At 64.3% G+C, this 14,515-nt stretch carries 6 protein-coding genes, 1 tRNA gene and 2 pseudogenes; 6 read left to right on the forward strand and 3 right to left on the reverse strand.

The genetic code is table 11. The annotated features are described in order from the left end of the window. The first annotated feature begins 14 nt into the window (after positions 1 to 14). The 5 genes from MFF26_RS24245 to MFF26_RS24265 all read left to right on the forward strand — a co-directional run bounded on the left by MFF26_RS24245 (position 15) and on the right by MFF26_RS24265 (position 12,268). The gene (locus MFF26_RS24245; RefSeq protein WP_238308772.1) at positions 15 to 6,272 is read left to right on the forward strand and encodes an AAA domain-containing protein; all 6,258 of its coding nucleotides are present in this window, start codon (positions 15 to 17) and stop codon (positions 6,270 to 6,272) included. After that, complete coding sequence (locus tag MFF26_RS24250) at positions 6,269 to 7,645, forward strand: coiled-coil domain-containing protein (protein WP_238308774.1); 1,377 nt, start codon at positions 6,269 to 6,271, stop codon at positions 7,643 to 7,645. The genes MFF26_RS24245 and MFF26_RS24250 overlap by 4 nt, the downstream gene beginning before the upstream one ends. Before the next feature lie 578 nt (positions 7,646 to 8,223). Further along, entirely contained in the window at positions 8,224 to 9,657 is a 1,434-nt protein-coding gene (locus MFF26_RS24255; RefSeq protein ID WP_238308775.1) for a tetratricopeptide repeat protein, read from the forward strand. A 15-nt stretch (positions 9,658 to 9,672) separates the two neighbouring features. Continuing rightward, the gene (locus MFF26_RS24260) at positions 9,673 to 11,052 is read left to right on the forward strand and encodes a hypothetical protein (RefSeq protein WP_238308776.1); all 1,380 of its coding nucleotides are present in this window, start codon (positions 9,673 to 9,675) and stop codon (positions 11,050 to 11,052) included. A gap of 91 nt (positions 11,053 to 11,143) precedes the next feature. Beyond that, the gene (locus MFF26_RS24265) at positions 11,144 to 12,268 is read left to right on the forward strand and encodes a DUF4236 domain-containing protein (protein ID WP_283207424.1); all 1,125 of its coding nucleotides are present in this window, start codon (positions 11,144 to 11,146) and stop codon (positions 12,266 to 12,268) included. A 218-nt stretch (positions 12,269 to 12,486) separates the two neighbouring features. On the opposite strand, the pseudogene MFF26_RS24270 reads toward MFF26_RS24265, so the two are convergent. Next, positions 12,487 to 12,702: pseudogene (locus MFF26_RS24270) on the reverse strand (transposase); the annotation flags it as partial. A gap of 687 nt (positions 12,703 to 13,389) precedes the next feature. On the opposite strand from MFF26_RS24270, the gene MFF26_RS24275 reads away from it, so the two are divergent. Beyond that, positions 13,390 to 13,466 (forward strand) — tRNA-Arg (locus MFF26_RS24275). Between the two features lie 186 nt (positions 13,467 to 13,652). Here the strand turns inward: MFF26_RS24275 and MFF26_RS24280 are convergent. Together MFF26_RS24280 and MFF26_RS24285 are read right to left on the reverse strand one after the other, a co-directional pair. Further along, positions 13,653 to 14,230 (reverse strand): annotated as a pseudogene (locus MFF26_RS24280) (transposase); the annotation flags it as partial. After that, positions 14,227 to 14,511 (reverse strand): hypothetical protein, encoded by a 285-nt coding sequence (locus tag MFF26_RS24285; RefSeq protein ID WP_137829901.1) that lies wholly within the window; start codon positions 14,509 to 14,511, stop codon positions 14,227 to 14,229. The pseudogene MFF26_RS24280 and the gene MFF26_RS24285, both read right to left, overlap by 4 nt. Between the last annotated feature and the right edge of the window lie 4 nt (positions 14,512 to 14,515).

Genomic DNA, 14,515 nt, shown 5'->3' on the forward strand with positions numbered 1-14,515 from the left:
CCAACGATCTTCCGGTGATCGTCCGCGTCTGCCCCTTTTGTGGCAGTGAGCGCCCTCCGTCGGAAATGACCTGCGGGAATTGCGACTACTACATCGGCGATGAAGAATTGCGCGCCGCTGGAAGTTCGCAGCCGCATCAGCCGGTCGATCTCCCGCCCTCGGAACCGCGACCTGTCGAGCCGACGCCTTGCTGCGTCAACGGTCACCCGGTGGAGCCCGGGGACCAGATGTGCATGGTCTGCGGCGGCGAGATCGCGGAGGGCCATCCTGTCGATCCAGGACCTGCTCCGGAGCCTGATCGGCCCGCTGAGGAAGGAGACGCCCCCGCCTTCGAGGGCTTTCGAGATATCCGTCGAGCGGCGGCGGGGACCGCAACAGGTCCCTGGGATGTCTACGACGCCGTGCGGGAAGCCGATGGCAGTCCGGCCCGGATCGTCCACTACCACGCGGGGAGCGAGCCCGACCCCGCGGTACACGAGGCCCTGCGGCGCCTGCCCACCGACCACGTCCCGGAGCTTCTGGCGACTGGGCGCATCACCGGGCGCACCTTCGAGGCTGTCGAGCCCATGCCCAACGGCTCGCTCGACGCCGCCGGATGGTTGGAGCCGGAAAGGCTGCGCACCGCCATCAATGAGCTTGGTCGGGCTCTGCACTCTTTCAGCGAAGCAGGATTACGGCATCGCGACCTGCGGCCGGCGACTGTGCTTATCCGCGATCCCGAAAGCCTCGACCTTGTCGTCACGGGATGGGGCTCGGCACGGCTGTCGGATTTCGATCTGGAACAGGTCGCGCCGCTCGAATTGTCCCGCTACTCCGCCCCCGAGGCCATTGTCGGCGCGGTGAGCGCCGCGTCGGATTGGTGGTCGCTGGGGATGATCGTCCTGGAACAGGCAACGCGTGGGGCGTGCTTCGCCGGGACCGAAGACCTCGCTTTCCGACTGCATGTCGTCACGCGCGGTATTTCCATCCCCGACACAATCGATGGTGAGATCAGGACGCTCCTTCGTGGATTGCTCGTCCGCGCCCCGCACCGACGTTGGGGAGGCCGGGAGGTCAGCGCCTGGCTCAATGGGGCCCCGCCTCCACTGCCCTTACCGGACCCGTCTGAAACCGATGAGCGGGCGGGGCCCGCGATCCGTCTTGCGGGTCGGAGTTTCACCGACCCGGCGACGTTCGCGCTGGCGGCAGCAGAAGCCGGCCATTGGGACGAAGCGGCGACGCTGACGGCCAACGGGACCACGGCGACGTGGCTGGCAGAGCGCAAGGAGGATGCGCGTATCCTCTCGCTGGTCAGGAGTGCTTCGACGGCTGACGGCCTCGACACGGATCTGCGGCACGCGATCGCCATGATGGCCATGAACCCCGCGCTGCCGTTGTCGGTCCGGGGCGAGATCGTCACCCCTGCTTGGCTGATGGCGCATCCCGAGCAGGGCTATGCCTTGGTGACCGGCGATGCGCCGAGACACTTGGAACGGCTCGGGCGCGAGGCATGGCTTCCCCGCCTCAGAGCCCGTGCTGCCGCCGTCCGGGAGCGCGCCCAACGTCTTGAGGTCGAACTCGACGAAGATCGGGCTCGCGTCGCGCTGCTTGCAACATCGCGGGCCAATCTGGACGCCGAGCGTGAGGCGAGACGCGTCCTGTTTCCCGACACGGACCATGCCGGCCTTGCCATGCTCGTCGAGCGGTCTCGGCTTAGCGACGAGGACGTGATCATCCTCATTAGCGCGGCTCTCCATCAGTTCGTGCCGATGGAGGCGCTGGTCGAAGCGACGCGAACGGCCGCTGCTTCGGCTGGCATACCGACGGATGAGGCCGCACTGCGCACAACGCTTGCTGCCTCTCGGCGCGAGATCTTCACGGCGGTCGATGCGCGCATCGCCAATTTCGCCCGCTGCGGCAATCCCGCGATCGATGAGTGGGCCGATGCTTATCGAGTCGAACGCAGGATGCCGCTGGCGCGGGCGGCGACCCTGCTGGCAGTGTCCGAAGACCAGTGGAAGGAGCCCCCGCGCCAGCAATACGTCGCCAAACTGATGGACGTCTTCGAGAAGCGGCTCTCCGCCACGGTGGGCCGGGGTCCACTCGTCCGCTTCGTGCTGGGTAAGACCACGCCCAGGCTCGACCTGATGGAACTCGGATCAGGCTCGCGCCCGGCCGAGGCGCTGCTGAACCAGATCCTGGCTCGGGGCGAAGCCGCGACGCCGATCGATCCCGACGCTCTGGCAGCAGATCAGAACATCGCGTACCGCCTTCGTCACCTGGTCAATTACGCCCAGACCTTCGTTCGCGATACGGGCATCGACGGACGGTATCTTGGCTTCCCGATACTGCACGCCCGCGACATGCGTCCCGGACGGTCCAACACCAAGCCGCGCATCGCGCCCATTCTGCTGTGGCCGGTGTCGATCGACCTGCCGAGCGGTGCGGGTCAGACGGCAAGTCTGGCCTTCGACCGTGGGCGAGAGGAGGTGCGGCTCAATCCAGCGCTCGAAGGGCTCCTCGGCAAAGAGGCCTTCGCGCAATGGCGTTCGGCAGCCGAAGACCTCTTGAAGCGTCCAGCTCTGCGGCTTGGCGAGGCGATGGATGGGTTTGGCCATCTCGCTGAACCGCAGGGACACTCCCTCGCCCGGTTACCCGGGAAGGATGCGGTTCCTACGGTGCCCATGGCGTTGTGTCCTTCGGCGGTGCTGTTCAACGCCGAGTTTGCCGGCCAGTCGCTCGTCGAGGATCTCCGCCAGCTGCGCGCTCAACCTGTGGCCGGGACGGCGCTCGATCCCGCTCTCAGGGTCTCCGGTACGCCCGCAGCTCCTCGACCGGAGCCCGTGCCGGAACGTGACCGCTTCGGCACGGCGGAAGGCGACCCATCGCAGGACGCGGCGGTTCTCGCATCGCGACTGGCGCCGGGCCTCCTCGTCGAGGGACCGCCCGGAACCGGCAAGAGCCAGACGATCGTCAACATCCTGGCCGACGTCATCGGGCGCGGTGAGACCGCTCTGGTCGTCTGCCAGAAGCAGGCGGCGCTCAAGGTGGTGCAAAAGCGGATGGACGCGGAGGGGCTCGGAGAGCGCCTTTTCATGGTCAACGATATCAACCGCGACCGCGAGGGCATCTTCCGTGCGCTGCGCGATCAGGTTGCGGCCCTCGGTGCCGGCGATGCCGAAGCGCTTGCCGCCCTGCGGAAACAGAGGGATGCCAAGGCGGCACGCATCGAGATCAATGAAAAGGATCTCGACCGCGGACACGAGACCCTCCACGTCGTGGATGACGCGGCGGGCCTGACCTACCGCCAGATGCTAGGCGAGCTCCTCGCAATCGAAGAAGACGGTCTCGCGATCGATGCTCCGCAACTGCGCCGAATGCTGGCGAACGGCGGAGCCGACGCCGTGGCGCGTCTCGAAGAGGAATGTGGGCCTCACGCGTCCCTGTGGCTCGCGTCGGCCTTCGAAGGCAGCGCCCTGGCAGCGTTGAAGCCGTTCCCGGTCGATCACGCGACGGTCACGGCATTCCAGGCGGCCCTCGCTAGCTTCGGTGCGGCGGAGGAAGCCCGCGAAGCCCTGCTCGCCGACTTGCCTCCCTCGTTCGAGATCGAGGATCCCACTCCCCATCGAGCCTGGCTCGATACCGGGGCTCGGCATTTGGCGGCCATGACCGACGAACGCCGTGAGAGGCTTCGTGCGTGGTTTCCGCTGTTCAAGAGCGAGACGGGAAACGAGACGCCCGGCAACCGCATCGCCCGCGATCTTGCGGCCCTCGCCTCCGACTTGCAGAATGCAGCGCCGGCCCAAGCAGAAGGCAAGCTCTTCGAGCCGGTGGCCGCGCTCTCCGATCAGGACTTGCAGGTCCGATCTGCCGAGGCGCGAGAGGCGACGGCTCCGGTCGGGTTCTTCGGCAGGCTGAGTCCGCGTCGGCGACGCCTTAGGAAGTCCTGCCGTGATTACTTGATCGGTCTCGGACAGGCGGGCGATGAATCCGGCCTCTCGACTCTCGCGGCGGCGACGGCGCGGGAAGGCATAGTCAGGCCGCTGCGCAAGCGCCTCGACAGCCTGCGCTCGACCCTCGGGCTGGCGCCAGCCTCGACACCGGCACCGCTGCAATCCCTGCGGGACGAGACAACAGCCATCGCGTCGTCTCTCAGAGAAGCTGCGAAGGATTCCGAGGCAGCCTTGTCCTGCCCGCGACGCGCAGACGCCGAGCACGTGATCGAGTCCGGCTCCGGTTCGGCCCTTCATGCTCTCGCAATCGGCTACCAGTCCGCCTTCCGACGCCACGCCGCCCGCGAGGCGAGCCTGAAGGCTCTGGAGCCGTTGGCAGCGTCGTTCAGTGACGAACTGACAACACGCTGTGTCGATGCCATCCGCCGGGGCGGCTCCATGCCGCAAACGGTGCAAGCGATCATGGCGGCTCTGCCAACGCTGTCGGCCTTCCAGCGCTTCCGGGCGTGGGCGGCGTCGCTCGACGCGGAAAGCCTCGCCGCGTTTTCTGCTCTGCGGCCGCACGCGGATGTATTGAATCGCGCCCCGGCCGGAGCACTCGACGAAGTGGTGCGAGCAACCCTTCGGCGCGAGGCTCTGCTCGGTTGGACAACGCGCATCGAGACGGAGCATCCAGAACTCTCGGTCGACATGGCCGAGACGGCGCGCAAGGTCGCCAACTTGGCGCGGCTCGACACGGAGATGCGGGATCTGAACCGAAAGGTGCTGGCTCACGGCATCGATCCGGCTTCGATCGGCACCCAAGCGGATTGGAATGTCGTCACGGCTCTTTGGGGGCCGCGCCCGATGAGCCTTCGGGGCGCCTTCGAGAGGGGTGAAGCCCTCGGGCTCATGCGCCTGCGGCCGATTTGGCTCATGGGACCCGATGTGGCGAGCCGCCTGCTTCCCCTAAAGCCCGGCATCTTCGACCTCGTGATTTTCGACGAGGCTTCACAAATCCCCGTCGAGCAGGCCGTGCCTGCCCTCTTCCGCGGGCGAAGGGTCGTCGTCGCTGGCGACGAGAAGCAGATGCCGCCGAGCGCCTTTTTCTCTGGAAGAGCGGAGGAGGAGGACGACGACGAGATCGACGAGCAGCCCGATGAAGCGGCCACCGAGGCCGAACGCTCGGCGCTCGAAGATGCCTGGAACAAGAAAGACGTCACCGCGTGCCCGGACCTCCTGCAGCTTGCGCGAGGATGCCTGCCGGCCACGACATTGCAGATCCACTACAGATCGACCTACCGCGAGCTCATCGGCTTCTCGAACGGTGCCTTCTACGGAAACTGCCTCAGCGTTCCCGCCCGGCACCCCGACGAGGAGATCCGTCGCGGCAAGCCGATCGAGGTACTCCGGGTCGACGGCGTCTATGACGCGCAGACGAACCCGGAGGAGGCGGACCGCCTGGTCGAGCTCTTGGCTGACGTTTGGTCAGCTCCCTTTGCGGAGAGGCCGAGCATCGGCATCGTGACCTTCAACAAGAAGCAGGCCGACCTCGTCACCGACAAGATCGAGGAGCGCGCCGGGGCGGACCCGACGTTCCTCGCCGCGCTGAAGGCTGAACGCGAACGGAATCAGGGCGGCGAAGACATGGGCTTCTTCGTCAAGAACGTCGAGAACGTCCAAGGCGACGAGCGCGATTGGATCGTCTTCAGCACCACGTTCGGCCGTGACCGTCGGGGAGCCTTCCGCCGGTTCTTCGGCGTCCTCGGCCAGACGGGTGGCGAGCGACGGCTCAACGTCGCGGTCACGCGCGCCCGGGAGAAGATCGTCGTCGTGACCTCGATGCCGTTCAGCGAAATCTCGGACTGGCACGCAGCCGGGCGCGTGCCACACAAGCCCCGCGACTTTCTTCAAGCCTATCTCGATTATGCGGCGAAGATGGCCTCTGGAGACGTCGCCGCCGCGCGGGCGCTCCAAACGCGCCTCGCGCCGGGCCAGGGCAAGATCAAGATCGGCACTGTCCAGCACGACGGCTTGGCTCAGGCCGTCGGGCGATACATCCGCGAACTCGGTTACGAGCCGGTGCCGTCCGCGGACGAAACCGACGTCTTCGGGTTGGACTATGCGATCGTCGATTCACGGACGGGCCTTTTCGGCCTCGGAATCGAATGCGACTCTCCGCGTCACCGTCTCCTCCAAAAGGCGAGAGCCCGCGAAGTCTGGCGGCCCAAGGTGCTAGGCCGCGCCGTGCCGCGCACGCACCGCGTCTCATCGAGCGCTTGGTACAGCCGGCCGGAAGCTGAGCGGGCAAGGCTTCGGGAGGCTCTTGCGACAGCCATTGTGAGGGAGGCGGCGGAATGAGCGGTCCCAAGGTCGTCAGGGTCGTGACCCGAGAGGAATTGGAAGCGACCTGCCAGCGCTGGCTTTTACTCGTAGGCGAGTCCGCCGCCGAACTGCTCCGCAACGCAACTCGCTTCGGACTGGCAAGCTCCGCCCTTGAGACGCAGCTAGCGACGCGACGGGCTAACCTCGAAGCATTGCTTCGCTCGGAACAATGGGTCGATCTCCAGAAGGAGGCAGCACGAGCGATCGAACATTTCCGCTTCGAAGGCGAACGCCTGAGAAGCGAAGCGATCGCCGCTGAAGCGGACCAACGCTCGAGGCGGCGGCGAACGCATGATGCGGCCCGTTCGATCGCGGCCTCGTTGGCAAAGGCCGGGCAACCGGTGCCGGAAGCCCTCACCGCTGCAATTGAGGGCGCAATGACGGCCACAGGTTCTGACTTGGATGCCATGCAGCGTACCGTAGAGGCCAGCATCGCCACGCTGGTACAAGGCCAGCCGAAGAGGCAATCCTCCGGCCAGAGTGGCCTTGCAGCCCGGCTCAATGCCGGCGGTCCTATCCCGGCTTTCGCTCAATGGCTCGAGGAGAACGCGCGACCTGACCCCCAGGCGGAACGGCTCGACGGGTTGCTCTCGGAGTTGAGCACGTGTGCGACACTTGTCGACATCACCGATCTGACTGAGCGCGCAATCTCGATTTTCGCCGAGCCTTCGGCAGACCGACGTGCCCTCCTAACAGACTCGCTTGTTCTTGAGGCCGCCCGGCGCCTGCGAGACGAACGCGCTATTGAAGCTGCGACTGCTAAAGCGATGCAAGTCCGCGCTGAGTTGGCAGCACTGTCCTCCGAGAAGGGGCGTGCATGCAGCATTCAACTTGATGCTGCGATCACCGACAGGAATGTCTCGGAGATGCGGGCGCGCATCACTGACGGGGAGACGCTGCTTGAGGAAGGGCGTCGGCAGGTCACTGCTGAAGCGCGGCGGCGGGCTGTGCTCGGGGGGCTGGCATCGCTCGGCTACGAAGTTCGGGAGGGAATGGAAGCGGCTTGGGCGAAGGAGGGTCGCATTGTCGTACGGCGCCCCGGCACTGACGATTACGGTGTCGAACTCGCGACTCCTGCCGATGCATCGCGCATGCAGGCCCGGTTAGTCGGTTCAGACCAGCCGTCCAGTCCCCGAACTGCCATGCGCGACAAAGATCAGGAAACAATCTGGTGCGGGCAATTTGACCAGCTTCGTTCGGTCCTGGCGGATCGTGGCGGCCATGTCGAGATTGAACGCGCCCTTCCCGCAGGCGAGCAAGCCGTCAAGACGATCAGTCTTCCAAGCGAATCGCCATCGGCCGAGGTCAAGATTACAAGACCGCAAACCCGCGTACTTCCCCGAAGTTGATGTGAATAGCATCGATTTTTAATTGCCCAAACCTTTCGTAAAACATGTCGCCTTATGATGTGAGAATATCATTTGTTCTGTTTTATATAGTCGATTAGACTGGTTAACAGGCTGCTGCAAAAGTCTGGCGAGGTAGAAAAATCATCTCCCAGGTCCTTAGTTTTTCCAGTCGAGGGAACCGCTCCGGCTGAAAATTGGACTATGTTTGGAGGCCCAAACCCACCGAACGCCGATATGAGGAGAACGTCTTTCTCCATCTCTGGACTTTTGCAGCAGCCTGTTGATTACGTATGATATTATTTTAGAAATTGAGGGATAGCACCTAAATTGCCGCCCGCATTTTGCATTACTACTCTACTAAAAGCCGGATCGTGGCCAACTCGTGCGCGAGTAGGGCATAGTGTAGCCATTGCAGGATCGTTGACCGTCGTTCAGGTTACCAAGGCTCAATCTGGGCAAAAGATCGATTTCGTCACGTCCATCACTGGACGGTGCGCTTCCGATCTGGAAGTAATGACGGAACTGAAAACAATCTCAACGAGTACGGCATGTGGCGGCGGAAAGTCGGAGCGCGGGCGATGACGGCCACGTCTTTTGACGCTGCGGACGGCCGTTCGCAGAGCCACCCCGAACGATCGATTGGCGAGGAGATCGCTTTCGTAGTTCTTCCCAAAAGGTCGGCAAGGCGCCTCCATGGCGCTCTCACGCCCGCGAGCTTTGCCGCACTGCTCCTGCTCCTCGGGCCAGCCTCGGCTTACGACGACAGTGACTGCGCCCGGCAAGAGACTGTTCCAGTCAGTGTCGATGAAGATTTCGGCAATTGGTCCGAGATGGACGCCGCACGAAAGCGGGCTCTCGATCGGACGAATCAACTCGCTATCAGCCAAGTCGTTGGCGTCGAGGTAAAGTCGTCCCGCGAGAACCGTGCGGAAATTGTGAACAGCGATGCCGAGCAGCGCTTTAAGCAGCTTGAGCAGACGAACCTCGCTGGCTTCGTTCGGGTGAAGATCCTGGAGGAAAACCGGAAGACCACGGAAGCGGGCGGCTCTCTCTCAATCAAGTCCGAGGTTACCGTTTGCGTACCGAAGTCCCAGACGGTCCGGAAGGAAGAGCAAGAGCGCGCTGCCCGGCAACAGCGGCCCGCTAAGCCCGTCGATCCCACGACCGTTGCTTGGTTCGATCCCGTCACTGGCCAGCCGCGAGTGTGGTACTGGCGGGAAGGCTCGAACTACGAATTTTTCGACAACTCCGGCTTCCATCCGCGGACCGGCGATAAGCTCCTCATCGTCGACCGGAAGGTCGTGACCGATTGGCGTCAAAGCGTCGAGCGGGGGAAACGCGAAGCCGTCGAGCGGGTGCAACGAGAGGCCGCCCAGCGGGAGGCCGAGGCGCAGCGGCAGGCTAAGATAGCCCGGGCCGGGGAGCTGTGTGATCAGTCTGCTGCAGGGCCTTATGACCCCGATCGGCCCAAGACCACGCCCGGCGTGGCTTGGGAGGTTCTGCGAAGCGCGGGTGGGTCAGCGGTCGAGGCCTGCGAGATGGCTGTCCGGCAGTACCCGGAGGAGCGCCGCTACCGCTACCAACTGGCCCGGGCCTACCAAGCGTCGGAGCCCAGGAAAGCCTTGCCGCTGCTGCAGGTCCTGATGCGACAGAACTATCGCGCAGCCTACGACAATTATGGCTGGGCGCTTCTCGACACCCGGGTGGGGCGCAACGATCTGGCCGGCGCCCTTGCGAGCTTCCGGCAGGGGGCCAACTTGGGCGATCCGGATGCCATGGTCAGCTTGGCGACGATGATCTCGAAGGGTCGTGTCGAGGGGGCGGGGCAGGAGGAAGCCTATCGTCTCTTCAAACGGGCCGCAGGACTGGGTCATCGCGAGGCCTCGGAGGCAGTGGACCGCCTGATGGAGGGCCAAAGGCAGGCCGAGCAGCAGCGGCTTCAGAATGAGCAGGCGGCTCGCGCCTTCATGGGACTCGTAGGTGGTGCCCTCGGGGGCATCGGTCGACGCTGAGCAAGGAAGAGTGAGATGAACGCGAAGCGTCTTGGTTCCTTCGGCGCGACCGCCGCGCTGTGCCTGGGTGTCAGTGCGGTGGCCCTGGCCCAAACGAGCGCGCCCGGCGGTGACGCCGAGGCGACGGCGGCTCTTAATGGCGGAGCACACCCTTCGGCGAGCGCGCAACCTCCGTCGGTCGAACAATGCTGGGCCGACTGGAAGACGAAAGAGAAGCTTGAGGACGGCAAAAACGAGAGGAAGAACGGATACTTCGTCTATGTCGCCCACAGCCAAGCCTCTTTGCGGGAGCCGGTGGGGTCACGGAATTGGCTCGCCGCCCGGGATGTCGCTTTCACCTATGCTGAGCTCAGCGCCCGGAAGTCGCTGGCTGAGGCGATGCGCACGACGATACGGTCGAACCGGTCCTTGACCGCTAAGCTGTTGGGCGGGGACGACGCGCCGCCCTCCTTGCGGCCGGTCATTGATCAGCTCTCGATCGTCGACAAGTCCCTGGTGCTCACGGACAAGGCTCTCGACGCAGAGATCAAGAAATTCGATCCCAAATGGTCAGGAGGGACAGAGGCCCAGAAACGAGAGGCGGTTACCACCGAGCAACTGCGGGTCAACCAGAGCATTGAACGCAGCGCCGAGATGTTCGCATCGGGCGCCTTCACCGTCATCCAGTGCGAGGGACCAAGCCAACAGGATGAAGGCCGGTACAATGTCCTGACTGGCCTGATCTGGACACCGAAGCTCGCTAGCGTCGCGGAAACCATCTGGAATCCCACGCTGACGATACAACGGGAGACGCCCCAGGCGCCCATCCGGCAACAATTCGAGGCGATCAAAGCCGAAAACGCGGATTGGTTGGCCTACACGATGGGCGCGCGCGTCTTCACGGACGAGAACGGGGAGCGGGTCGTCGTCGGCTTCGGCGTGGCACCCCAGTCCAGCCTGATGCCGGCCGATCGCAGCCGAGCGAACCTGGCAGCAGTCGCGGCTATCCAGCGGTTCGTCAGCGAGAGGGTGCTCGCGAACGAGAAACGCAAGGACGACTACGAAAGGCGGGGAAAGAGCGACGGCTCGTCCCAAGGCTACAACCTCGATTCCTTCGACCAAGAGGTCAGAGCTCAGTCAGGCGATCTTCAGTTGAGGGGAGCAACCGAGATCTTGTCGTGGCGTGGTGAACATCCCTGGTCGAAGGCGAAGATGCAGGTCGTGGCCGTGGCATGGAGCCAGCGCTGGGGGGCCGATGCCGATGCGGTCGGGCGCGCGATGGGAGCCGCCGAGCAACGCATGACGCAGCAGGGAGCCTTGCCGAAATCGCCGGGGGCGGCCGGGGAATCAGCCGGGGGCGCACCTGCGGCAGCACCGGTGAAGGCAGGCGCAGGGGTCTCTACATCGGATTTCTGAGTCGCTGAGCTGATTGGCACACACATACACTGGATGTCGCCGTAGGCCTGCTTTTTTGCGCGCGCGATACGATACGTTCCAGGCGAGCATCATGCCCTTATACTTCAGGAAGTCGGTGAGTGCCGGGCCCTTCCGGTTCAACTTCTCCAAGGGGGGCGTCGGCGCCTCGGTCGGTATCAGAGGGTTGCGCATTGGAACGGGTCCTCGCGGCCACTACGTCCACGCCGGCCGCGGCGGCTTCTCCTATCGGGCAACGATCGGACGGCCGGGCGAACGGCGGACCGATGCGGCCGTTCCCATCCCAGTGCGGCCGCGCGATCCGACGGTCGTCTATTCGGATCCCGGCGTGACTATGGTCGAGGTGGAATCCGACGACGTCCTCGCGATGCGCGACGAGTCGTTCGGCGAACTCCTCGACGAGATCAACGCGAAGCGCAAGCAGGCCAGCATGGCTTCCCTGCTTGGCTGGTCCCTGGCCGCAACCGGCATCATCGCGGCGTTCGTTCTGGGCCCTCAGGGGCTTCTGGCGTCGCTGCTGGGCGTCGTCGGATGGGTGTTCGGTCGATGGCTCGATTCTTACCGCCGGACCTGCGTGCTGTTCTATGACCTCGAGCCCGACGTGATGCGGGCCTACGAGGAGGCGATCCGCGGCTTCGATGGCCTGATGGGCTGCTCCATGAAGTGGCACGTCGCCGCCGGGGGCGCCGTGCAGGATCTGACCACGTGGAAGCGGAATGCCGGCGCGTCCCACCTCGTCGATAAGAAGCCGACGACGCTCGAATTCAAGCTGCCCCCGACCGTCTCCAGCAACATCACCCCGCCCGCGCTCCACGTCGGCAGGCAGATCATCTACTTCCTCCCCGACGTCGCGTTGATGGACGACGGCCGCAGCGTCGGTGCCATTCCGTATTCAAAGCTGAAGGTAGTCTGGCAAGATTCGAACTTCATTGAGGAAGGTCAGGTGCCGTCGGACGCACAGGTCATTAGCTATACCTGGAAGCACCCGAACAAGAGCGGTGGACCGGATCGGCGGTTCCGCGACAACCGCCAGATCCCGGTGTGCCGCTACGAGGCAATGCACCTCAGCAGCACCAGCGGCGTCAACGAACTGCTGGAGTTCTCCCGCCTTGGGATGTCGGCGCCCTTCGCACAGGCGCTGATGCGCCTACCTGTCAACGCGATCCCGGCAACGACGCTCGCCGTGGCCGCCCGCTGACGGCGCAAACGCTGCCGATAGACGACGGACGGCGCATGGTCCTCGCAGAAGACGGCGCCCTAGTCGCGTCTCGCCTCGGCCGTTAGCATCGAGGCCCGTGCAAGGCCCCAATCCAAAGGTCCCTCGGTGCGCATGCGACGGAGCGTAGGGCGGCGAGCGGCTTGCCGTGCAGGGGAAAGGGCCATGTGGCTACTGGGCGCGAATAGCCGTTGCTAGATCCCGTGCTGAGACCACCTGTTGTAGCGGTTGTAGATCGTCGCGTGGGGGCCATAAGCCGAGGGAGTGTCCTCCCAGGAGCAGCCAACCTTTAGGACGTGCAGGATACCGCTGATCACCCGCCTGTCGTCGACTCGAGACTTGCCCGGTTGGCCGTTGGGTAGGCGCGGCTTGATCCGCCCCCAGGCTTCATCGGAGAGCCAGAACAACCGTGTCATCGCTATCCTTTTGCGGTGGAAACTCCAAACTCAGGAAGAAAACACAAGCGGAAGCATATGGTTGTGTGAGTCTCCTACCTTGGCTAGCTGGCGAGCCGATCGCGGGTGCAGCCACGAGGGGAGGAACGGTTCAGGACGGCGGGGCGGCAACATGTAAAGGAACGTCGTGGTGTTGATCCCGGGGATTCTCGGGTCCGCCTTGTCGAAGAACGGCGAAGAAGTCTGAGGTTTGAGCGCAGGGGCCATGGCGCGCGGCCTCATGTCGCGAGCGGGTAGCCTCGATACGCTGTGACTCGCCGGCGACGATGCCGCTGTCGACGATCTGGGAGACGGGGTCGTCGCTACCCGTCTGTTGCCCGATGTCCAGATCGTGCCCGGCCTCTGGAAGATTGACGGCTACGACGTTGCCACCGCGACTCCTCGCGAGAAACTCGACCTGACCGGCTCGATTTGGACCTGGCTGATGGAGAGCTTGAGTCTGACCCGCACACCGCCCGCATCCGCGGATACATTGCCGGCGCTCGAGCGGCCCCTCCGCCACCCCTTGCGCACCCGACACGATTCGAGCGTGTGACCTTTGCCTGAGGAGGGCCACGCGTTCATCCCTTTGAGCGACCAGGATTTTCATTTCTCCCGCTCAGTGGCGTTGCGCGAGCCGCCCAGTTGGGCTACTCACGGAACGGCTCAGCACCCGTAGCTCAGCTGGATAGAGCGTTGCCCTCCGAAGGCAAAGGTCACACGTTCGAATCGTGTCGGGTGCGCCAATCATTTCATTGACTTAGCTGGTATCCAGCCATACCCCTGGGAAGTTTGCGGATGCGCTGCGGAAGCAGCGCGAGCCTTCACGCCAGAGTGCGGCCGAGCGACGCGTGGCGGTCGGCGGCTATACCAGCCTCGCCGCAAGCCTCATCACCATCAACCAGATCAGACGGTTCTGTTAGGCGCTCTAAGTCACGGATCTCGGTCGGTAGGCGGTTCCAGACTCGGCAGGGGCGGGATGGACGGTCGGCCCGCGCCTCGGGGCCGCCACCCTGGTCGGCGTCGTACCACCGGTAAAACGGCGCGCGGGTGATGCCGAGCTTCTCCAGGGTGGCGAGCACCAGGAGATGGGATGGCTCGACCAGCCGGATGATCTCCCGTTTCTTGTGAGCCGGATACCTCATGCCTCGTCGCACCCAAGCCCTGCTCATGCTTGTTCGAGCAGGCGGTTTTCGAGAACGAGGTCGGCCACGACCTCCTTCAGCGCACCTGCCTCACGATGCGACTCCTTGACTTCGTTGGCGGTGACGGCTTGAGTCGTGGCACCGGAAGGCCGCCTCTTGCTGGTTTCCAGAAACTCCTTGGACCAGCCGTAGTCCATCGAGCTGCCAATGCCCTCGCGCCGGCACAGTTCGGCGATGCTGTCCTCACCGCGTAGGCTTTCCAGCAGGATGCGGATCTGCTCCTCGTCCGTGAATTGCCGACGCGTGGCTCGGCGGATGTTCTTGATCACGGCTTCGACCCGCTTGCGTGCCGGAACGTCCCTCAATCCACGACCTTCAGGTCGTTTACATTCACATCACCATCCTGGGTGGTGAAGCTCGGTGCCCGGCCGTTCGATTGAGAGACGCCGCTGATGCGGTGGTCGCCGCTGTCGTAAGTGGCCAGCTTGCCGTCGGTCTCGACGAGGAGCCGCTGCTGATCGGGGAAGAACGCGTAGCGCATACCGTCCTGGCCACCGCTGGTCGAGGGTTGGCCGAGTTCCTGCGGCCACCAGGGCTTTGAGCCCTTCATCGGCTCCATCGGCTTCATGGGTTTCATCGGTTCCATCGCG

Source organism: Methylorubrum suomiense (assembly GCF_022179765.1).
Classification (GTDB): domain Bacteria; phylum Pseudomonadota; class Alphaproteobacteria; order Rhizobiales; family Beijerinckiaceae; genus Methylobacterium; species Methylobacterium suomiense.